Annotated in this window: 21 protein-coding genes; 7 read left to right on the top strand and 14 right to left on the bottom strand. The window is 72.5% G+C overall.

The window, feature by feature from the left end; genetic code table 11:
* Nucleotides 1-103: 103 nt before the first annotated feature.
* A complete protein-coding gene (locus AB0C36_RS14740; RefSeq protein ID WP_358353729.1) occupies nt 104-880 on the top strand; it encodes an ABC transporter ATP-binding protein in 777 nt (258 codons plus the stop codon).
* A 64-nt stretch (nt 881-944) separates the two neighbouring features.
* Here the strand turns inward: AB0C36_RS14740 and AB0C36_RS14735 are convergent, their stop codons facing one another.
* The 3 genes from AB0C36_RS14735 to wrbA form a co-directional block, all read right to left on the bottom strand.
* Nucleotides 945-2477, bottom strand: coding sequence for a YfcC family protein (locus tag AB0C36_RS14735; RefSeq protein WP_358353684.1), 1533 nt, complete (start codon nt 2475-2477; stop codon nt 945-947).
* A 191-nt stretch (nt 2478-2668) separates the two neighbouring features.
* Nucleotides 2669-3604: a LysR family transcriptional regulator gene (locus AB0C36_RS14730; protein WP_358353682.1), complete on the bottom strand. Its 936-nt coding sequence runs from the start codon at nt 3602-3604 to the stop codon at nt 2669-2671.
* A 248-nt stretch (nt 3605-3852) separates the two neighbouring features.
* Nucleotides 3853-4467 (bottom strand): NAD(P)H:quinone oxidoreductase, encoded by a 615-nt coding sequence (gene wrbA / locus AB0C36_RS14725; protein WP_358353680.1) that lies wholly within the window; start codon nt 4465-4467, stop codon nt 3853-3855.
* A gap of 118 nt (nt 4468-4585) precedes the next feature.
* Here wrbA and AB0C36_RS14720 point away from each other — a divergent pair, with 118 nt between their 5' ends.
* On the top strand, nt 4586-5197 hold the full coding sequence (locus AB0C36_RS14720; protein ID WP_358353679.1) for a TetR/AcrR family transcriptional regulator: 612 nt from the start codon (nt 4586-4588) through the stop codon (nt 5195-5197).
* On the opposite strand, the gene AB0C36_RS14715 is transcribed toward AB0C36_RS14720, so the two are convergent.
* Complete coding sequence (locus AB0C36_RS14715) at nt 5182-5937, bottom strand: 4'-phosphopantetheinyl transferase family protein (protein ID WP_435839044.1); 756 nt, start codon at nt 5935-5937, stop codon at nt 5182-5184. The two genes, AB0C36_RS14720 and AB0C36_RS14715, sit on opposite strands and share 16 nt — an antisense overlap.
* Nucleotides 5934-6902 (bottom strand): metallophosphoesterase family protein, encoded by a 969-nt coding sequence (locus AB0C36_RS14710; protein WP_358353678.1) that lies wholly within the window; start codon nt 6900-6902, stop codon nt 5934-5936. The genes AB0C36_RS14715 and AB0C36_RS14710 overlap by 4 nt, the downstream gene beginning before the upstream one ends.
* A gap of 159 nt (nt 6903-7061) precedes the next feature.
* On the opposite strand from AB0C36_RS14710, the gene AB0C36_RS14705 reads away from it, so the two are divergent.
* Nucleotides 7062-7694 (top strand): carboxymuconolactone decarboxylase family protein, encoded by a 633-nt coding sequence (locus tag AB0C36_RS14705; protein WP_358353676.1) that lies wholly within the window; start codon nt 7062-7064, stop codon nt 7692-7694.
* An 81-nt stretch (nt 7695-7775) separates the two neighbouring features.
* Here the strand turns inward: AB0C36_RS14705 and AB0C36_RS14700 are convergent, their stop codons facing one another.
* Entirely contained in the window at nt 7776-8342 is a 567-nt protein-coding gene (locus tag AB0C36_RS14700; RefSeq protein WP_358353675.1) for a GlcG/HbpS family heme-binding protein, read from the bottom strand.
* A gap of 181 nt (nt 8343-8523) precedes the next feature.
* On the opposite strand from AB0C36_RS14700, the gene AB0C36_RS14695 reads away from it, so the two are divergent.
* From AB0C36_RS14695 to AB0C36_RS14685, 3 genes are all read left to right on the top strand, one after another.
* Nucleotides 8524-9831: a sensor histidine kinase gene (locus AB0C36_RS14695; protein WP_358353673.1), complete on the top strand. Its 1308-nt coding sequence runs from the start codon at nt 8524-8526 to the stop codon at nt 9829-9831.
* Between the two features lie 6 nt (nt 9832-9837).
* Complete coding sequence (locus tag AB0C36_RS14690; RefSeq protein ID WP_358353671.1) at nt 9838-10479, top strand: response regulator; 642 nt, start codon at nt 9838-9840, stop codon at nt 10477-10479.
* A 192-nt stretch (nt 10480-10671) separates the two neighbouring features.
* Nucleotides 10672-12336: a SpoIIE family protein phosphatase gene (locus tag AB0C36_RS14685; protein ID WP_358353669.1), complete on the top strand. Its 1665-nt coding sequence runs from the start codon at nt 10672-10674 to the stop codon at nt 12334-12336.
* A gap of 23 nt (nt 12337-12359) precedes the next feature.
* Here AB0C36_RS14685 and AB0C36_RS14680 read toward each other — a convergent pair whose 3' ends face one another.
* From AB0C36_RS14680 to AB0C36_RS14670, 3 genes are all read right to left on the bottom strand, one after another.
* On the bottom strand, nt 12360-13124 hold the full coding sequence (locus tag AB0C36_RS14680) for an LppU/SCO3897 family protein (protein WP_358353667.1): 765 nt from the start codon (nt 13122-13124) through the stop codon (nt 12360-12362).
* An 84-nt stretch (nt 13125-13208) separates the two neighbouring features.
* On the bottom strand, nt 13209-13361 hold the full coding sequence (locus AB0C36_RS14675) for a hypothetical protein (RefSeq protein ID WP_358353666.1): 153 nt from the start codon (nt 13359-13361) through the stop codon (nt 13209-13211).
* On the bottom strand, nt 13361-13699 hold the full coding sequence (locus AB0C36_RS14670; RefSeq protein WP_358353664.1) for a hypothetical protein: 339 nt from the start codon (nt 13697-13699) through the stop codon (nt 13361-13363). The genes AB0C36_RS14675 and AB0C36_RS14670 overlap by 1 nt, the downstream gene beginning before the upstream one ends.
* Before the next feature lie 198 nt (nt 13700-13897).
* Here AB0C36_RS14670 and AB0C36_RS14665 point away from each other — a divergent pair, with 198 nt between their 5' ends.
* Nucleotides 13898-15307, top strand: coding sequence for an MFS transporter (locus tag AB0C36_RS14665; RefSeq protein ID WP_358353662.1), 1410 nt, complete (start codon nt 13898-13900; stop codon nt 15305-15307).
* A gap of 12 nt (nt 15308-15319) precedes the next feature.
* Here AB0C36_RS14665 and AB0C36_RS14660 read toward each other — a convergent pair whose 3' ends face one another.
* From AB0C36_RS14660 to AB0C36_RS14640, 5 genes are all read right to left on the bottom strand, one after another.
* Nucleotides 15320-16813 (bottom strand): hypothetical protein, encoded by a 1494-nt coding sequence (locus AB0C36_RS14660; protein ID WP_358353660.1) that lies wholly within the window; start codon nt 16811-16813, stop codon nt 15320-15322.
* Nucleotides 16800-17960, bottom strand: a complete 1161-nt coding sequence (locus AB0C36_RS14655) for a hypothetical protein (RefSeq protein WP_358353659.1) — start codon at nt 17958-17960, stop codon at nt 16800-16802. The genes AB0C36_RS14660 and AB0C36_RS14655 overlap by 14 nt, the downstream gene beginning before the upstream one ends.
* A 76-nt stretch (nt 17961-18036) precedes the next feature.
* Nucleotides 18037-18489: a cell wall hydrolase gene (locus AB0C36_RS14650; protein WP_358353725.1), complete on the bottom strand. Its 453-nt coding sequence runs from the start codon at nt 18487-18489 to the stop codon at nt 18037-18039.
* Nucleotides 18490-18948: 459 nt separating this feature from the next.
* On the bottom strand, nt 18949-20190 hold the full coding sequence (locus tag AB0C36_RS14645) for a metal-dependent hydrolase family protein (RefSeq protein ID WP_358353657.1): 1242 nt from the start codon (nt 20188-20190) through the stop codon (nt 18949-18951).
* Nucleotides 20191-20374: 184 nt separating this feature from the next.
* The gene (locus AB0C36_RS14640) at nt 20375-20767 is read right to left on the bottom strand and encodes a DUF302 domain-containing protein (protein WP_358353655.1); all 393 of its coding nucleotides are present in this window, start codon (nt 20765-20767) and stop codon (nt 20375-20377) included.
* Nucleotides 20768-20801 lie beyond the last annotated feature (34 nt).

Raw genomic sequence — 20801 nt, 5'->3', positions numbered from 1 at the left:
GGCCCCGGCGGCCGACAACGCGGTCGGCCCGACGGCGGTGGACGACGACACCCGCGGCACCACTCCGGGCGCCACCGCGTCGACCCGCCTGCACGGCGACGCGATGACCCTCGGCTACGACAAGCGCGTCATCACCAAGGACCTCAGCGTCGCGATACCCGACCGGTCCTTCACCGTGATTGTGGGACCGAACGCGTGCGGCAAGTCGACGCTCCTGCGCGCGCTCGCCCGCATGGTCAAGCCGTCGTCGGGTCAGGTGCTGCTCGACGGCCGGGACATCTCGTCGATGCCCGCGAAGCAGGTCGCCCGCACCCTCGGCCTGCTGCCGCAGAGTTCGATCGCGCCGGACGGCATCACCGTCGCCGACCTCGTCGCCCGCGGCCGCTACCCGCATCAGAAGCTGCTGCGGCAGTGGTCGCCGGAGGACGAGCGCGTCGTCGACGCGTCGATGCGGGCGACCGGCGTGTTCGAACTCGCGGACCGCGCGGTCGACGAACTCTCCGGCGGACAGCGGCAGCGCGTGTGGATCGCCATGGCGCTCGCCCAGGAGACGCCGCTGCTGCTGCTCGACGAGCCCACGACGTTCCTCGACATCGCGTACCAGATCGAGGTGCTCGACCTGTGCGCGCGGCTGCACCGCGAGGAGGAGCGCACACTCGTCGCGGTCCTGCACGACCTCAACCAGGCGACCCGGTACGCGACCCACCTCATCGCCATGCGCGAGGGCCGCATCGTCGCCGAGGGCCGCCCCGGCGACATCGTGACCGCCGAACTGGTCGAGGAGGTCTTCCACGTGCCGTGCCGCATCATCGACGACCCCGAGACCGGTACCCCGCTGGTGATCCCGGCCGCTCCCGGCACCCCGCTGAGCATCCGCTGACCGCCGGCCGGGCCGGTGACCGACCCGGCCGGCGGTCAGCCTGCACGGATCCGGTCGACCGCGCCTACGACAACCCCGCGCCCAACGCCACGAACCCGCAGATGAGGACGAACAGGATCGCCAACAGCGGTGCCACGAACCGCAGATATTGGTTGTAGCCGACCTTCGCCAGCGACACGCCGCCCATGATGACGGCCGTCGTCGGGACCCAGAGGTTCATCCACCCCGACGCGGCCTGCCACGCCGTCACCACCAGCGCGCGCGGCACGTCCGCGAAGTCGGCGAGCGGGGCGAGGATCGGCATCGCGAGCGTCGCGTGGCCCGAGGTGGACGGGATCAGGAACGCCAGCGGCAGGTTCACCACGAAGATCAGGATCCCGAACACCGCCGACGACGTCCCCGACACCGCGCCCTCCATCGAGTGCAGCACGGTGTCGGTGACCTTGGAGTTGTTCATGATCACCGTGACGCCGCGGGCCAGCATGATGATCAGCGCGGGGGACACGAAGTCGCCCGCACCCTGGATCAGCGTCGCGCTCAGCTTCTTCTCGCCGAGCCGCGCGAGCACCCCGACGACCACCGCCGCGACGATGAACAGCGCGGCCAATTGCGCGAAGGACCAGTCGAGTTCCCAGCCGTACGGCGTGGCGTCCGCGTCGCCGGTCAGCACCTGCGCCCACGGGATGATCGAGAAGATCATGAACACGAAGGTCACCGTCACCGCGACCAGCACGATCTTGTGCGTGCCGGTGAGCGGCTCCGGCTCGGTGCCCGCCGACGCCTCCGCCTGCTCCCGGTCGCCCGGCAGGAACCCGACGATCGAACGGGACGGGTCGGCCTTGACGCGCGCGGCGTAGCGCACGACGTACGCGATGGTCACCGCGGTCAGCACCACCAGCATGAGCAGCCGCAGCACGATGCCGTCGCCGAGCGAGATCCCGGCGGCGGACGAGGCGACGCCGGTGGCGAACGGGTTGACCGTCGAGCACAGCACGCCCACCCCGGCGCCGAGGATGATCGTGCCGGTGGCCACCATGCGGTCGTAGCCCAGCGCCAGCATGAGCGGCACGATCAGGCCGTAGAAGCCGAGCGTTTCCTCGGCGAACCCCTCGACCGATCCGAGCAGTGAGAACACCGCCATGATGGCGATGATCAGCACCGCGCCCCGGGTCCGGAGGCGGTGCGCGAGCCGCGCGATGCCCCGGTCCAGCGCGCCGGTGGCGAACACGACCGTGATGAACGCGCCGATGGCGAGCACGAACAGGAACACCGCGGCGCTGCCGTACAGATCGCCCGAGTTGTCCGGAGCGACCTGGCCGGTCTGGGTGTCCTGGATGCCGTAGAGGCCGTTGACTGGCGACAGGAACAGGTCGTTGAGCCGCTGGACGAAGTCCTGGGGGGACGAGATCTCGCGGAAGCTGCCCTGCACGGGCTTGCCGTCGGCATCCCGTTCGTACTGCCCGGACGGGATGAGGAAGGCCAGCGCCCACACCGCGATCGTGACGATCGCGAGCACGGTCAGCGCGCTGGGGAATCGGAACCCGCGGCCTTCGGGCGGCTGCTCCTCGGTATCCGGACTCGCCTCGGCGCTACTCATGCCCCCACCTCGCTACGCTCGGCGGCCGCATTCGCGAAACGCAATCTCTCGCTGCTTCGCTCGCTTCGCTCCCTCATGCACGCAGCATCGAGACCCGGACCCGTCACCGGGTGCCCGACACCCCGCTGTTCACCCGGATGGCCCGCGGCCCGCAGCACACGCTCCGCGGGCTCACGCCCGCGGCCCCCGCGTCACGCGGCCTGGGCGCGCTCCCGCAGGAGGTCGGTGACGGCGTCGACGTACGCGCGCATCCGGGCGTTCTCGGCGGCGGTGCGCCACACCAGCGCGTGCCGCAGGTTGGGGACCCCGCTGAGCGGGACGTACGCGATGTCGGGCCGCGCGTAGTACTGCACGAGTTGGTGGTCGCCGATCGCGACGCACTTGCCCGCCGACACCAGGGCCAGGATCTCCTGATACGTCGAACACCTCTGCTCGGTACGCCCGATCGGCGTCCCGCCCGCCGCCAACTGCGGCAGATACTGGTCCAGCCAGTGCTGCGGCACCCGGTCGCTCACCATCGGGAACACCTGGCCGGCGAGGTCCTCCGGGGTCAGCGACGCACGCGCGGCGAGCGGGCTGGTGGCGGACGTCGCCAGATAGATCGGGGCGTCGAGCAGGAGCGGGCCGATGGTGATGTCCGGCTCCTGGATCGGCACCAGCGTCACCAGCATGTCGAGGGTGCCGTCGCGCAGCGGGTGCACGTACTCGTCGAGTTGGACCTCGACGACCTCGACCGCGCAGTCGGGGTGGCGTTCGCGGAACAGTGCGGCGCCCTGGTGTGCCCGGATTCCGGACATGACCCCCAGGAATCCGACCCGCAGCGTGCCCTCGATGCCGCGCGCGGCGCTCGTCGCCCGCTGCACGGCGGCCCGGAGCGCATCGTAGTGCGGGCGCATGTCGTCGTAGAGCTGACGGCCGAGCGGGGTCAGCGTGACGCGGCGGCTGGTGCGTTCGAACAGCGGTCCGCCGAGGCGACGTTCGATCTTCTTGAGGGTCTGGCTCACCATCGCGCCTGACAGATGCAGGCGTTCGGCGGTGCGGCCGAAGTGCAGTTCCTCGGCCAGCGTCAGGAATATCTCCATCTCGTGGCGTTCCAAGCCCGACCCCACCTCCCCGAGATCGTTCACCTTCGGTGAACGATCAGCGCCGCCCCGTTCGCCGCCGACCACGAGCCCTTCGCCGTCGGCGTGCACGCCACCCTAACGCGACGATCACCGGTGATGAACGTTCGCTCGGCGGGGGGCCTGGCGGGGCGCCCGGCGCCGGCGCACTCGGGAGAGGAGTCATCCGGCGGACGCGCAAGGGCCCGGCCCCATGTCGGGGCCGGGCCGCAGTGTCGGGGGTCCCGCCGGGGCGGGGGGCGAAGGCCGGGCTGTCAGGCGGCGGCCGCGGTGCCGGCGAGCAGGCGCTGCGTGATGGTGGCGAGCCGGGTGCCCTGGTAGCGCGCGGCGTCGAGGATGTTCTCGCCGGGGGCGCCGGCCTCGGAGGCGTGCGCGGTGCCGTACGGGTTGCCGTTCGCGCCGAACACCACGGGGTCGGTGTAGCCGACGGGCACGATCAGCGAACCCCAGTGGTGCAGCGTGTTGTAGAGCGCGAGCAGCGTCGACTCGTTGCCGCCGTGCATGTTCCCGGCGCTCACGAAGCCGGTGGCGGGCTTGTCGGCGAAGGCGCCCTGCGCCCACAGCCCGCTGGTGGTGTCGATGAACTGCTTGAGCTGGGACGCGATGTTGCCGAAGCGAGTGGGCGTGCCGAACGCGTACCCGTCCGCCCACGCCAGGTCGTCCAAGGTCGCCACCTCTATGTGGCTCGTCGCGTCGTGGTGCTCGCGCCATGCGGGCACCGAGTCGACGACCGCGTCCGGGGCGAGTTCTTGTACGCGCCGCAAACGCACCTCGGCACCGGCCTTCTCGGCGCCTTCCGCGACCGCCGCGGCGAGCTGGTGGACGTTGCCGGTCGACGAGTAGTAGACGACGGCGATCTTGGCAGCCATGGGACCTCTCCTGAGGGCAATGAAGCGGATTGCTATCCGGTTCGCGGTGCGCCCAGTTAAACGGATCGCTATCCGCTTGGCAAGCCCAAGTGGATAGCTATCCGATACGGTGGGTGGCATGGACACAGCCCCGAGGCACCGGCTTCCGATCGCCGGCGAGGCCCCGCCCGAGCGGGCCGACGCGGCCCGCAACCGCCGCCGGATCCTCGACGCGGCGGCCCGCATCGTGGCCGAGAAGGGCACGGACGCGCTGACGATGAACGCCGTCGCGCACGCCAGCGGCATCGGGGTCGGCACGGTCTACCGCCGGTTCGGCGACGTCGCGCAGCTGCTGTCGGCACTCCTCGACGTGCGTGAGCGCGAGTTCCAGGGGCAGTTCCTCGCCGGGCCGCCGCCGCTCGGACCCGGGGCACCGGCGGCGGAACGGCTGCGCGCGTTCCTGCACGCGCTGGTCGACCGCACGACGGAGCAGCACGAAATTCTGCTGGCGGCGGAGGTCGCCGACCCGTGCGCGCATTACACGTCGCCGCCCCAACGGGCGAGGCAGACGCATGTGGCGATGCTGATCGCCGAACTGCGCCCGGGGGTGGACGCGGGCGCGCTCGCCGAGTTCGTGCTCGCGCCGGTCAGCCCCAGCATGCTGCACCACCTGATCGCGGACCGGGGCATGGGCGTGGCGGCGATCAAGTCGACGATCGACGAGTCGCTGAGGCTCTACGGGTTCGGGTGACGCGCGGCGGACCCGTCCGCCGGCACCGCGATCGCCGTGACCGCGATCCCCTTCGCGACGGCCCAGCGCCCGGTGAAGCCGTCGACCGGACGATCCGCCACGAGGAGGCGGGCGGTGAACGTCCCGCCCTCGGGGTCGAACGCCACGTCGGCCTCCTCGAAGCCGAGCCACCGCCGCGTGAGCGGGAACCACGCCTTGTAGACCGCCTCCTTGGCGCTGAACAGCAGCCGGTCCCAGGCGATTTCCGGGTGCGCCGCGGCGTACTCGGCGAGCCGTGCCCGCTCCAGCTCCGACGTCACCGAGTGCAGGACGCCGCCGGCGGGCAGCGGCTCGGCGGGCTCCGCGTCGATCCCGATGGTGAGCACCTTCGCCCCGGTTGCGACCGCCGCCGCGCGGTAGCCGGCGCAGTGCGTCATGCTGCCGACGACGCCTTCGGGCCAACCCGGTGCGCCGCGCAGGCCGGGCAGCAGCGGTGCGGGTGCGAAGCCGAGTCGGCCGAGCGCCAGGCGCGCGCACCGGCGTACGGTCGTGAACTCCCGGCGCCGCTTGTCCACCGCCCGGTCGATGTGCGCCTCTTCCTCGGGGAACAGCTCGGTCCCCGGAGGGTCGTCGAAGCACTCCTCGGCCATCACGCCGTACGGCAGGATCGACGCCAGCAGCGCGGGAGCCGTCGCCGAGGTCGGAGCCGGAGCCGTCGCGGGGGCCGACGCGGTCGCGGAATCGCCGGTCGTCTCGGTCACGCGTTCGCCCTCTCCTCCGGCAGGATTCGCCGCGGTACGGGCCGCCGCAGCCCGTCGCGCCGTTCGCGAGGGTAGCCGAGCGACACTTCCTCGAAGCGCACGCCGTCGTACCACGTGGTCCGCGGGATGTGCAGGTGCCCGTACACCACCGCCGCGGTCGGGAAGCGGGTGTGCCAATCGGCGGTGTGCACCGTGCCGCACCACTGCACGAACTCGGGGAACCACATCACGTCGGTGGGTGTGCGGACCGTCGGGAAGTGGTTGACGAGCACGTACGGCGCGTCCGGGTCCGCCGCCTCCGCGAGCCGCGCCTCGGTGTACGCCACCCGGGCCTCGCACCACGCCTGGCGGCTCGGGTACGGGTCCGGATGCAGCACGAACTCGTCGGTGCACACCACTCCGGCGCGGTACGCCGCGGCGAGCGCCTCCTCGCGCGTGGTCGTCCCGGGCGGCAGGAACGTGTAGTCGTACAGCACGAACAACGGCGCGATCGTCACCGGCCCGCCCGCCCCGGTCCACACGGGGTACGGGTCCTCGGGCGTGTGTACGCCCAACTCCCGGCACAGTTCCACCAGATGCCGGTACCGCGCCTCGCCGCGCAAGGTGTCGGGGTCGGTGCCGGTCGCCGCTGCATCGGCGTCGTCCGGTTCGGAGGACCAGAGTTCGTGGTTGCCGGGTGTCCACAGCACCTGCGCGAAGCGGTCGGTGAAGAGCCCGAGCGTCTTGGCGATGTCGTCCGGCCGCTCGGCGACGTCGCCCGCCACGATCAGCCAGTCGCCCTCGTTGCGGGGGTGGATGCCCTCCACGATCGCGAAGTTCGACGGAATGGCGGTGTGCACGTCGCTGACGGCGTACAGCGCGGGCTCGGACTCGGGTCCGGCCTGGGGTCCCGGCTGGGATCCCGTCTGCGTTCCCTTCTGTGGTCCCGTCTCGGCTGCGGTCTCGCGTGCGGGAGTTGCGCTCATTCGGTGACGATATGCGCGCTCCCGGCGCAGGGGCGAGAGGGCCACGCCAACTCCGGGGGAACTTCGGGGCTTGCCACACATAGACAACCTGGTTACCTTTATCGACAACCTGATTGTCTATTGACGCGGACGGCCGCGTCCGCACCCGAAAGGACCGCCTTGACCGAGGCCTTCTTCCACGACCACACCCCCGACACCGCACCGCCCAGCTCGCGGCGCGCGATGGAGGGCACCGCCGCGAAGTTCGGCTACCTGCCCTCCGCGGTCGCGCGGCTCGCCGAATCCCCGGAAACGCTCGAGGCGTTCCTGAGGATCAGCAGCACGTTCGAACTCACGACGCTCGACAAGTTGGCGCGCGAGACGGTCGTCCTCACCGTCGCCACCCGCAATGGCTGCGAGTTGTGCGTCGCGATGCACACCGGCGTGCTGACCGCCGTGGGCGCCGACCCGGAGGTCGTCGGCGCGCTGCGCGACCAGGCGCCACTGCCCGATCCGCGCCTGGAGGCGGTACGCCGCTTCACCCTGCACGTGCTCGCCACCGCCGGGGCCGTCGAGCCGGACCGCATGCGGGAGTTCCTCGGCCACGGCTTCACCACGCGCAATGCGCTGGAGGTCGTGCTCGGGATCGGCGCCTACACGTTGTCCACGTTCGCGAACCGGCTCGTCGACGCCCCGGTGGACGAGCCGATGGCCCGTTTCGCCTGGCACCCGCCGACCGCCGCCGACGGGTCGGAGTCGGGACCGGCTCAGGCATCGGCTCAGGCACCGGCCGCGGCACCGGCACCGGCATGACGCGGCGTGGCGGCGTACGAGGTGCCGAACACCCGTACGCCGCCAAGCCGTCCATCACTCCCGCACCGAAGCGCTACCGCGTCACTTGTCGAGCGCCGCCACGCCCGCCTGCGCGAACTGCTCGTCCAGGTCGCCGCTCGGCGCCCCCGCGACGCCGATGCCCGCGATCGGCGCGCCCTTCGACTGGACCGGGGCACCGCCCGCGAGGAACAGCGTGCCGGGGATGTCCTTCAGGTTCGGAGCCTGCTGGAGGCGGCCGGCCAGGACCGAGGTCGGGGCGTTCCACGACACCGCCGTGTAGGCCTTGAGCTCGGCCGACTCGTACGACTGCGGGCCGGCGCCGTCGCCGCGCAGCGTCACCACCGTGTTGCCGTTGCGGTCGACGACCGCCACGGTGACCCGCTGGTTCGCCTTCTTCGCGGCGTCGAGCGCGGCCTGCGCGGCGCGGGTCGCGGCGTCGACGGTGAGGTGCTCGGTGTTGAACGTGTCCTTGTTCTTCACCTCGCTCACCGCGGCCGGCGGCTTGGCGGCGGAGTTGTCCGCCTGCGACGGGGCAGCGGCGGCCACCGCGCCGAAGGCACCGCCGCCGACGGCGACGAGCGCGGCGGAACCGGTCAGGACACGGGCACGCACGGACAGCTTCTTCATGGTTCTCGACTCCGGGATTCGTACGGGGAAGCGGCACGTTTTGCCGCGGTGAATCCATCGTCGGGTCGGATCCGGGCCACGAGGGTCCCCGGACTGGATGCCCCCGCGGGGCATGATGGAGGACACCCGTATCAACCGATCGGTCGATGGTGCCGACCGGATCGCGGGTTACAAAGCAAGGATGGACGTGAAGCACCAGCGCCCCCGGCGCGACGACACCGGGCCCGCCGCCCCGGGGCCCGGCTGGATGGACGCCGCGATGTCGGTGTCCTTCGTCGTCCTGCTCGTCGGAGCGATGGCCCGGTTCCTGATCCGGCACCCGGGCGCGTCCGACACCCCGGTGGTGGTCACGCTCACCGCGCTGGTCGCCCTGGCGTACGTGGTACGCCCCGGCGTGGGCGACGCGCCCGTCTCGCACTGGACCCGGCTGTGGCTGGCCGGTTTCACCTGCGCGTGGATCGTGCTCGTGGGCATCGCGCCGAGCTTCGCGTGGAGCGCGGTCCCGATCGTCTACACCGCGCTGCAGCTGCTCTCCGAGCGCGCCGCCCTGGTCCTCATCGCGCTGCTCACCGTGCTCGTGGTCGTGGCCCAGGTGCGCATCAGCGGCACCGACCCGCTCCTCATCCTCGGCCCGCCCGCCGTCGCGGGCCTGGCCTCGGCCGTGTTCCTGCACATGCGGCGGCAGTCCGAACGCCAGCGCACCCTGATCGGCGACCTGATCCGCACCCGGGCCGGCCTCGCGGCGAGCGAACGCCGCGCCGGTACCCTCGCCGAACGCGAACGCCTGTCCATGGAGATCCACGACACCCTCGCGCAGGGGCTCTCCAGCCAGCGCATGCTGCTGCAGGCCGCCGACCGCGTCTGGGCGGCCGACCCGGCGGCCGCGCACCGGCACGTCGAGACCGCGTCCGCCATCGCCGAACGCAACCTCGCCGAAGCCCGCCGCTTCGTCCACGACCTGGCCCCGGCCGACCTCGCCGACGGCGGCGGGCTGGAAGCGGCCCTCCACGCGCTCGCGGAGCGCGAGTCGGCGGCGGGGGAGGCCGCCGGCACCGCGTCCGACCGCGGGGCCCTGCGCGTCCGCTGCACGGCAGACGGCCGACCCGTCGTCCTCCCGGCGATCGTCGAGGCCGCACTCCTGCGGGTGGCCCAGGGCGCGGTGGCCAACATCCGCGAGCACGCGCACGCGACCGACGCGACGCTGAGCCTGAGCTACCTGGACGACCAGGTCGTGCTGGACGTCGCCGACAACGGGCGCGGCTTCGTCCCCGAGGCGGCCCGGCGGCCGGAGTCCGCCGACGGCGGCCGCGGCCACGGCCTCAGCGCGATGCGCGCCCGGCTGCGGCAACTCGGCGGAACACTGACGATCGAGTCCTCGCCCGGCGACGGCACGGTCGTCTCGGCATCCGTCCCGCTGCCCGACTCCCGCCCCGAGCCCGACCCCGCTTCCGGTCCCGATTCCCGTCCCGTTCCCGGCCCCAAGGAGTAGCCAGGCATGTCCGCGTCCCCCTCGCAGGATGTCCGCGTCCTCCTCTGCGACGACCACACCGTCGTCCGTGCGGGCCTGCTCGCGCTGCTCGCCAGCGCGCCCGGCATCGAGGTCGTCGGCGAAGCGGCCACCGGCGAAGAGGCCCTGGCCGCCGCCGCGAAGCTGCGCCCCGACGTGGTGCTCATGGACCTGCACCTCGGCACCGGCATCGACGGCATCGAGACGACCCGCCGGATCGTCGCCGAAATCCCGGGTACGCGCGTGCTGGTGCTCACCACGTACGACACCGACGCCGACGTCACCAGGGCGGTCGAGGCCGGTGCGACCGGCTACCTCCTGAAGGCCGAACGGCCCGACGAACTCTTCGCGGCGATCCTGGCCGCCGCGCAAGGGCGGGCCGCGCTGTCGGCGCCGGTCGCCAACCGCGTCATGGAGCGCATGCGCAGTCCGCGCGCGTCCCTCACCGACCGCGAACTCGACATCCTCGGGCAGCTGGCCCGGGGCCTGGGCAACCGCGAGATCGCCCGGGCGCTGTTCATCAGCGAGGCCACCGTCAAGACGCACCTGGTCCGCATCTACACCAAGCTCGGCGTCGACACCCGCGCCGGGGCGGTCGCCGTCGCCAAGGAGCAGCGCCTGCTCCAGTGACCCCGGAGGAGCGACCCCGGAGGAGCGACCCCGGTGGAGTTGCCCGGCCGGAACGACCCTTCGGATGCCCCGTGTCCGCTTCACCCGATTGCCAGCACAGGTCGGGCCGTTTGCGTGGGATAGGTGTTAGGTGCGCCCACGCAGGCCCCGGCGCGCAGTCAGTCCTGCCGCCGGCACAGAAAGACCCGTACGTTGAACGACGGTGACAGCACCGTCCGCCTCCTGGTGGACGGATCCGGCACGGTGACGGCCATCGCCCCCGCGCCCGCGACGCTCGGCGGACACGACCTCGAGCGCGTCCTCGGACGGCCGCTCGCCACGCTCTTCGACGCGGCGGGCGCGCTGACCGTCGCCGCGATGACGGCGGAACCCGACGGGCGGCCCGTCCGCCGGCTCGTCCTCGCGTCCGACGACGCCGCCGTCCACCACGTCTGGGCGGTCGCACACCCGTGCGGTACGTCGGACGGGGACGCGGCCACGGTCCTGGTCACCCTCGGCGAATTCGCCCCCGCCGCCGCCGACGCGGACACGGACGCGTCAGCCGCCATCGCCGGCACTCCTGAAACTCCGGAGACCCCAAGAACCCCGGGAATCCTGGAAGCGCCGGCAACTCCAGGGCCATCGGCCGTCGCCGCGCCGCGCATGGACCACACCGAAACCCTCGCCCGGCACGCCTCCGAGTCGCTGATCCGCACCTCCTCACGAGACGAGGTGCTCGACCTGCTCCTGCGTACGTTCCCGCCGCTGCTGTGTGCCACCCAGTCCGCGGTCGCGCTCGGCGACGGCACGCGCCTGCACATGCACCGCGTACCCGAGCCCGCGCCGGGCGTCGTGGCGCCGCGCCTCGTCCCGCTCGACGCCGCGCACCCGGTCGCGGTCGCGGCCCGCACCGGCCAGGACCGGTTCCTGACCGTCGAACAGCACGAGGCGCTGCCCGGCGACGCGAAGCCGCTGGTCGCCGCGCCGGGCACCCGGGCGTGGTGGACGCTCCCGCTCACCGACGGATCGGGCCGCGCGGTCGGCGCGTGGACGCTCGGCTTCCGCGATCCGCACCGGCCCGCTCCCGCGTCGCAGGCGGCGATCCGCGAGGTCACCCGGATGGCCGGACACGCCCTGGTGCGCACCGTCGAGACGCAGCCCTACCTCGACTTCGTGGAGGCGTTCCGGGCCGGCACCTCGTTCGAACAGCCCACCGGCGTCCCGGGCATCGAATCGGCGGTCCGCCACCGCCCCGCCCACGAAGCCGCCGACCTCGGCGGTGACTGGTACGACGTGTTCGCCCTGCGCGGCGGGCTCGTCGTCCTGGCGGTGGGCGACGTCCAGGGCCACGGACCGGAGGCGGCGCCGATGATGTCCCGACTCCACACACTGCTGCGGGCGTACGCCATCGACTACCGCGATCCCGGCATGGTGCTGACCCGCGTCAACGACTTCCTGGGCCGCTTCCCGACCCCGGTGCACGCGACGTGCCTGCTCGCCTACCTCGACACCGGAACCGGCGAAGTGGTCGTCGCGAGTGCGGGCCACCCGCCCCTGCTCGTGGCCGCCCGCCACGGCGTCGAGGCGGTCGAACACCCGCGCGACACCCTGCCGTTGGGGGTGGCCGCCGACCAGCGCTTCATCTCCACCCGCCTGATGCTCCCGCCGGACGGCATCCTCGCGCTGTGCACCGACGGCCTGCTGGAGGGCCCGGAACTCGACTTCGACGACGGCATCGCGCGCCTCGCCCGCGACCTGGCGGCGCACCGCACGGAACCCCTCGACGACCTCGCCGCCACGATGTTCGCCCGCGCGGACGCCACCGGCCACCGCGACGACGCCACCCTCCTCCTCGCCCGCCGAGCCCCGGCAGGCTGAAGCCCGGCGCCGGACGCCCCCCGTTACGTCAGCGGCGCCAGGCACAGGACGTACTCCACCACTCCACTCGGGCGCGAGGAATACAGCGTCTCCGTCGTGGCTTTAGGGCATCCCGCGACTTCACCGGATCCCTCGATGCGCGCGAGCACCGTGAACACCGGTGACGCCTGCGGGACACAGTCGGTGAACCGCATCTTCGGTGCGAGCGCCGATCCGGAGTTCGTGACGCAGTGGCCCGCACGCGCATTCGCCATGTCGTGCTCGGACGTTCCGCCGGAGCGGGCCGCGACGGCCCAGACGACAATTGCGGCCACGACGAGGAGTGGCACCAGGAGCCCGAGAATGGCCGGCCGCCGGTGCACCGGCGCGCCGACGGCCATCGGCGAGCGCGGGCTGCCCGGCACGGGTTCCTCCAGCGCGCGGATCTGTGTGTACGCGTCGAAATTGCCGATCAGCACGAAGGGGGCGATCACCAGCGAGAACGGGCTCCACCAACCGCCGACCAGGGTCCCCGACGTGATGTCGCGGTACTCGGACAGGCCGCAGGACCGGCAGAACGGGCCCTTCTCCTTGGTGAATTCCATCCACAGGACGAGCCCGCGGTGCCCTCGGAGGTTCACGTCCGCCGCGGGATACGAGCCGCACGTGGAGCAGGTGAACCGCACACCCTCCGCGTAGTTCGGATCGACGTCGGGGGCCCGCCGGTACTCCGGTCCCAGCATGCCCGGCCTCGGCGGCGTCGGCAGGTCGGACGGCGGGTCGGACGGTATTCCAGTCGTGTCGGGCACGTAGACCTCGGTGTGTTCGCGGGGCGGGCGCGCAAACACTAGTGCCGACAGGGATGTTCGTGAACAGATATTCGGCTCACGCGCTCACGTTTCGTCGGCGTCGGCGTCGGCGTCGGGGTCGGGGTCGGGGCCGGGGTCGGGGAAGCCGCCCGGGGGTCTGGCGCGGTCGGCGTGGCCGGGCCACCAGGCGACGTGGCCGATCAGGGCGGTGACCGACGGCACCAGGAACATCGACATCACGAACGCCGCGATGCAGATGCCGAGGTGTCCTGCGCGGTGCCCTTGATGGTGGCGGTGGCGACGGCGATCTGCTCGTTCGGCGAGACCTGCGCCTGGCTGACCGAGGTGATCTCCTGCGTCTTCACGGCGTCGGCGGGCGGCAGCGGGCCGCTGTCGGTGCGCTTCGCGACGTTCTGCGCGGTCTGGTCCTGGGACTGCGGGAACTGCCGGTCGGCCAGATCGGCGGCTTGGGCGGACTTGTACTTGTCCGGGAGGAAGCTCGCGGTGTCCTGGTCCGTGATGTCCGACAGCTTAGGGCGAAGGCAACCAGCGCGATCGCGGCGGTTGTGCGCCACCAGGCGGCGGAGTCGTCCGAACCTGCGGTGGCTCCCTCGTGTGATGACACCCGTCGACGCCTTTTGCGAAATTAAGTGTGAATTGTCAGAGGCGCGTGCGGCGCCGTCGCGCGCTGAGCCGTGTGAGCGACGCAAAACCACAGGCAGTGCAGGGGAGTGGCGGCGTACGGTGCCGGGGGCGTCGACGAGGGAGGGCAGTTGAGCGGGAACGGGCGCGGATCGGTCGGCAGCTCAGCCGACAACCCGGTCGGCGACTCGGCGGGCAAGCGGGTCGGCGACTCAGCCGACTCAGGCGGTGGCTCAGGCGGCGGCGTGGGGGGCGGCTCGGGCAATTCAGGCGGCACCTCGGGCGGCAACCGTGCGCGCGGCCCCTTCGCCCGACCGGCGTTCCGCCGCGTATGGGCCGGGGAGACCCTCTCAATGCTCGGCGACTACAGCTTCGAAGTCGCTTTTCTGTGGCTTGTCCTCGAACACACCGGCTCCACCACGCTCCTGGCTGCCGTCCTGATCGCCCAGGCCGTACCGCGCGGGCTGCTCATGCTGCTCGGGGGCGCCGTCACCGACCGGGTGTCCCCGCGCGCCGTCCTGATCGCGTGTCACCTCGTACGCGCGGGCGCGGTGGCCGCTCTCGCCGTGGCCTCCGCCGCCGACCAGGTGCACACCTGGCAGTTCTTCGCCCTCGGTGTCGTCGTCGGCGTCGCCGAGGCGTTCTCGGTGCCGGCTGGCGGCAGCATCCTGCCGCTGGTCGTGCCGCGCGGCGACCTCGCCAAGGCCAACGCGTGGGTCGGTTTCGGCGAGCAGGGCGGCCGCCTTGCGGGGCCGTTGCTCGGCGGCGTCCTGGTCACCACGCTCGGCACCACGGAGGCGGCCTGGTTCAACGCGGCGACCTTCCTGGTCGCGGCGGCGACGCTGGCACGCCTTCCGGTGGACCGGCCGACCACCGAGCGGCCGGCGGAGGAGCCCGCAGACGAGCCGCGGCCCGTCGGCATCCGGGCGGCCCAGGCCGCGCTGCGCCGCGACATCGCGGACGGACTCGCGTACGCCCGCGGCAGCCGCGAGGTTCGCGCCGTCCTGCTGCTCATCTCCGCCGCCACGCTCGCCTACGCCGGGCTCTTCGCCGTCGGCCTGCCCGCACTCGCCGCGACCTACCCCGACGGCTCCATGACGCTCGGCATCCTCATCTCGGCCTGGGGGCTGGGACAACTCCTCGGCTCGGTGTCGGCCGCCCTCACCGGCCTGCCCGCCCGCTGGGGCCTGCTGATCATCGGCATGACCCTGTGCGAGGGCACGGCTTTCGCCGCCCTCGGGTTCGCCCCGACCGCGTGGGGCGCGGCGGCGGTCCTCGTGGTGCTCGGCTTCGGCGTCGCCTACTCCAGCGACGTCGCGCTGCCCGCCTTCGTCCAGTCCCGCACGCCCGTCGAATTCCTCGGCCGCGTCAACAGCGTCGTCTTCCTGCCCCGCACGGTCCTGGAACCGGTCTCGATCGCCCTGATGGGTGTTCTGGTCGCCACCGACGTCCGCTGGGCCTTCGTGATGGCCGCGGTCCCGATGCTCGCGGTCGGTGTCCGGCTGGCCTGCGACCCCGAGGCGCGCGCCCTGCGGGCCTGAGCCCGGCGTCCGCTACCCGGCCGGTTCCCCCTCCCGCGGCTTCGCGTCGAGGACCGAGCGGGCGACCGTGGTCCCCACCCGGATCAACTCGGTGATGTCCGGCTGCGCCGCCGCCAGGGGAGCCAGCCGGTCCAGCACGCCGAGCAGCCACGCCGCCAGATCCGCGGCGTACCACCGGAAGGCCTCCGAACCGGTCTCGTGGAACCGCCACGCCGCCATCGCCAGGGCCTGCGCCCAGAGCGTGCCGTACGCCGCGAAGTCGTGCCGCATCGCCGGTACTTCGCGCGCCGCCGCACCGGCGAACACCACGTTCGCCTCCAGGCACAGCCGCAGCCCCTGCGGGTCGCCCTCGCCGAGCATGCGCACCGCCGCCGCGGCCAGCGTCTCGGCGATCTCCGGCGCCACATCCGCCGGGCACCGGTCCGGCACCGACAGCGACGGCTGGACCGACCAGGGGTCGGCGAGCAAACCGTCCAGCAGCTCCGGGAGTTCGACGTCCCGCAGCATCGCCTGGGCGGCCCGCAGCGCGTCCGCCAGCGGCGGGACCTCGACGCGGGCCCTGGCCAGCGGGTACGCCTCGGCCGCGACACGCGCGTATGCGCCCGGGTCGATCGCGCAGCTCTCCGCCAGGAAGGCTTCACTCTCGTCGGACTTGCCGTCCTCGGTCAGGCGGATCGTGTAGCGGGCGAGCGCACCCGCGTACGCCTGCTCGCGCCGCACGAAACCGTCGATCCGCCGCGCCGCGGCGGTCTGCCGGCCCACGTTGGCGGCGCTCAGCGCGAGGTCCGTGCGCCCGGCGGCGGCGTGCAGGTCGGACGCTATCTGCGCGGCCTCGAACAGACAGCGCGCGTGCGTCGGCGCGTCCGGGCGCCGGTTGATGCGCGCCGCGTTCTCGACGTAGAGGCGGATCGCGTAGTCGGCGGTCGCGGCCGCGTGGTCCGGTTCGCCGTAGCGCGCCCGCACCGGCGCGACGGTGCTCAACACCCTTGCCAGGTCCGGGAGACAGCCGCTGTCCCAGTCCTCGGCGCCGAGTCCGACGTACATGCAGACGGCCTCGTCCGCCTCCAGCAGAGCGGCGGTGATCTGCCCGTTTCCGGCCAGCGCCACCGCGCGCCGGGCACGTACGTCGGCGGTCAGCGCGGTCGTCTCGGCGCCGGAACCGCCGGGTGTACCACCGGACTCTGCGACCTTGGCGTACGCCGCTAGGCAGGCATCGGCGGACTCCAATGCCGCGGCGAAGTCCCCGGTGCGGGCGCAGGATTCGATCAGGGCGTACCGCGTCGCCGCGATCGCCTGCCAGGCCCGCACGTCGTCCGGAGTGCGGGCGGCGAGGGCGGTCGCGATGTCGAGGGCAAGGGTCTGCGCGGTCCGTGCGGCGGCGAAGTCCTCGACGGCGACCGCGAGATCGGCACGAGCGTGCCACTCGAACATGCGCTCCACGAGATCCCGCTCGCGCGGTGCCGCGGGCTGTTGGGGGTGCTGCGTCTTGCGCCTACCCCACACCATTGCCGCGCCCGTCGGACTCGGACGAGGGGGGAGTGGCCGGGGAAGGAGACGGCTCGTCCGGCTCGTCGTCCCGGGGCGGAGGCCCTTCGGGTGGTCGTAAATGGGGAGGCACCGACTGCGGATGCGGCGTGAACGGCGGGGGGCCGTACGGGGGTGGCCCGTACGCGACCCCGTACGCGGGCGGCGCATATGGTGGTCGGCCCTGCCATGTGCCCGCGGCGTGCGGCGGTGGCGGAGCCCCGAGATGGTACGGCGCATCGGGGTACGGCGGCATCGGAAACGGCGGCGGATACGGCGGGGTGCTGTACGGCGACGGCAGCTGCGGCGGGCCCGGCAACCCCGGACCGGGCGAGACCATGCCGCCGGCCGGCTGGGGCGCCGCCGCGTAGTACGTGAGCCTCGGGTACGCCCGGAACGCCCCGTCCGGCCGTCGCGGCAGGTCGGGCCACACCTCCGCCGCGTCGCCGGCGGCCTCGCGTATCGCCGTGCCGTCCAGTTCGGTCCGCGTCTCCGGCACGTGCTCGGCAGGCCACTCCACGACGACCGCCACCGGCCCTTCCGGTGGCAGCAAAGGCACTTCGGCGTGGTACGAGGTGTTGTGCATGCTGCCGCCGCGCGCCATCAGAGCGATGCCCAAGCGCCTGCGCGCGGCCTTTCCGGTCCCGGCCCCGCGCCCGGCCCCTACCTCCCCCAAGTCCGTTCCCGCCGCCCCATCCCCTTCCCCGGAGCCGTCCCCACCTTCGTGCGGAAGGTCGTCCGGGTCGGTGTCCAGCCCCGGCGCGCCGGGCGGCGCGGGCAACGGATACCCGCGGCCCACCGACGTGGCGCGGGTCCCGTCCGCCATCACCAGCCCGATCCGCAGCACCGAGGGGTCGTCGCGCATCGTCGGCCCGAGCGACGGCGCCGACCGAACGATCCGCCGGAACACCGCCAGTTCCAGGGAGAATCCGCCCGTCCACACATCGACGCGGCGCAGCCACACCTGGGTATCCGGCCCGACCCCGAGCCGGCGGACCCACGGCAAAACCGCCGGAACGACATAGTCGCGGGCGTGGACTCCGTAGGACGCGCCCTCGGCGCGCGCATAGAGCACGTGGCCGCCCATCTCCTCGGGGACGGGCGGCAAATCGGCGTCGAAGAATCCCATGAGCCACATCCCCCGCAGCCTTGGTCGATCGTCGAACTCCCAGGCTGACAGGGACGAATCGGGCTGTCCACACGCTTCAGGGACGGGACGCTGCCCAGGGCGCGGGACGCGACGCGGGGGTGGGCGCGGGGCGCACCCGCTTGATCCCGAGAAGACGCGCGTAGCGCGGCCGGGCCGCGAACTCGTCGTACGTCCACACCGCCGGAACACCAACCTCGGCGCACAGATGCAACACCCGGTCGGGCGCGAGGTGTATGCCGACATGCGCCGCATAGCCCTCTTCCACATCCGCCCGGCGCCCGCCGTCGAACAACACCAGGTCAAGCGGCCCCGCCACCTCGGCCACCTCGGTCGCGGCGCGATCCGCCCACAGCTCCGACGAGCGCAGCGGCGGCACCAGACGCCCGAAGTGCGCGAGCACCGCGTACGCATACACCTGGCAGTTCGCCCCGCCCGCCACATCACCCGGCGCGGTCGCACCTGGATGTCGCGCGTATACATACGGCACACGCCGCAGATGCGGCGGCAGGAACCCGAGATCCGGATCGCCCCAACCGCCCCGCCCACCGTGCCCCTTGCGCCGCCCGTGCGCGCCCTGCCCCTTGGCCACACAACAACTCTGTCAGTTGGCCGCCCCTCCCGCCAGGTGGCAACAGAGTCAGCGACAGAGCCCACCCCCACCCACCCGCGCCCCTCGCAATCCCAGCGGGTCCCCGTACCGTCACCCGTACGCTCGCCCGGATGGCCGGCGCCCCGACAACTCAGCGGTGCCCCGGCGTGCACACCGCGGGAGCGTGTGGGGCCGACGCCAGCCGTGGAGTCGCTTGGGCAGTTCTGGGAGATCGGGGTGCACGTCGGGGGGATGCGCGTGAAGTGGCGTTGATCGTGGCTGAGTTCCCGTGCGGTCTGGTGGTGGGGGAGCGGTTCTCGCTGGTGGTCGCCGCGAATCTGGAGGCGGGGCGTGGGCGCCAAGCGTGGTGACGGCGGGTCAGGCGACGGTCGGCAGTGCGCCGGCCACCACCTCGCCGCCCTTGAGCACCGCGAGCGGTGGCCGGTCGGCCAGCACGCCGATGTCGGTGGCCGGGTCGCCGTCGACCACCAGCAGGTCCGCGAGCTTGCCCGTCTCGACCGTGCCGAGGTCGTGGCCGCGCCGCGCGAGTTCGGCGCCGTTGCGGGTGGCCCAGCCGATGACCTCCAGCGGCGAGACGCCCGCATGCTCGGTGTACAGGCGCAGTTCGCGTCCGTAGAGGCCGTGCGCGAAGCCGATGGCGCCGTAGTCGTCGCCCAGCACGAAGCGCACGCCGGCGGCCTGCGCCTTCGGGATCGCCTCGTACATGTGCGCGAGATCGGCGCGGATCGCCTCGGCGCCGAACCCGAAGCCGTCGCCCATCAGTTCCAGGAAGTGCTTCGGGAAATGCAGCGACGGGACGACCGACGCGCCCGTCTCGACCAGCGCCGCGATGATCTCGTCGTCCATCTCGTCGCAGTGGTCGACGATGTCGATGCCCAGCTCCAGCGCCATCATGATGGCCGGCTTGTTGACCAGGTGGGCCCGGATCAGCACGCCGCGCGAGTGCGCCGCGTCGATCGCGGCCGCCAACTCGTCGCGCGTCATCTCGATGCGGTCCTTCGGGGCGAGGGTCCCGTGGCCGCCGGTGACGAACAGCTTGATGACCTCGGCGCCGCGCTTGATCTCGTCACGGACCCCGAACCGGAAGGCGTCGGCGCCGTCGCAGATGCGCACCGCACCGGGGGCCGGCATCCCCCAGTGCCACGGCACCGCGTCGTTGGCGTGCCCCGTCGTGGACAGTTCGCGTCCCGACGGCCAGAACCGCGGTCCCGGGACGAGCCCGTCCTCGATCGCCCGCTTGACACCGGGCTCGACCTCGTTCGCCCCGCCTGCGCCGACGACCCCCGTGTAGCCGTGCTCCAGCGCGGTACGCAGGTTCTTCGCCGCCACGATCGCCTGGTACGAGGGCGGGAAGTCGTTGCCGTACGGCACGTTGGGCCGCGAGCCCAGCTCGTGGTACGTCGCGTGGAAGTGGCACGTCCACATGCCCGGCATCACCGTGCGCCCGCCGAGGTCGATTAGTTCGTCCCCGTCCTCGGGGGCCGGGGCCTGGGCCGCGACGTCCGCAATACGTCCGTCCGCCACCACCACCGTGCGTCCGGCCGCGGGACCGTTGACGCCGTCCAGCACCGTGGCGTTGGTCAGGAGCAGTCGACCCACTGCGGCCTCGATTCCCCGGGGAGCGCCGCCGTCGCCGCTCCGCACCTGCGTGACTTACCTGCATCACGTACGCGCATCATGTGCTGCCTTGCGCACCTGCATCGCGTGTCTACGTGACTTGCCTGTCTGTATGCCACGCGGCGGGTCAAGGAGCAAGGTCACCGACCGGTTGGACGATCGGTCCTCACGCGCAGGTCAGCGAGCTGAGGGCGGCATTGAGCCGGTGCGTGGCCTCGGTCGCGGCCGCCTCCAGCTCCGGGCGGCCGGTGACCTCCAGCATCACGTGCGGGTCGAGGGCCTGGACGACCGTGGTGTCCCCTTCGCGCCGCACGACCACGTTGCACGGGAGCATGACGCCTATCGAGCGGTCGACGCGCAGCGTCTGCCGGGCGATCGACGGGTTGCACGCCCCCAGGATGACGTAGTCCTCCATGTCCTCGCCCAGCCGCTCCTTGAGCGTCGCGGCCATGTCGATCTCGCTCGCGATGCCGAAGCCCTGGGCGGCCAGGGCCTCGCGCACGTCGGCCACGGTCGTGGCGAAGTCGCGGGTGACGCGGATCGTGCGGTCATAAGGCATGGGACTGCAGCCTCTCTCAACGTTCTCGTGGGCC

Origin of the sequence: Streptodolium elevatio (assembly GCF_040649515.1) — a bacterium.
Classification (GTDB): Bacteria; Actinomycetota; Actinomycetes; order Streptomycetales; family Streptomycetaceae; genus Yinghuangia; species Yinghuangia elevatio.
Note: the sequence above shows the minus strand (reverse complement) of the source record. Positions and strands in the feature narration are given on the sequence as shown.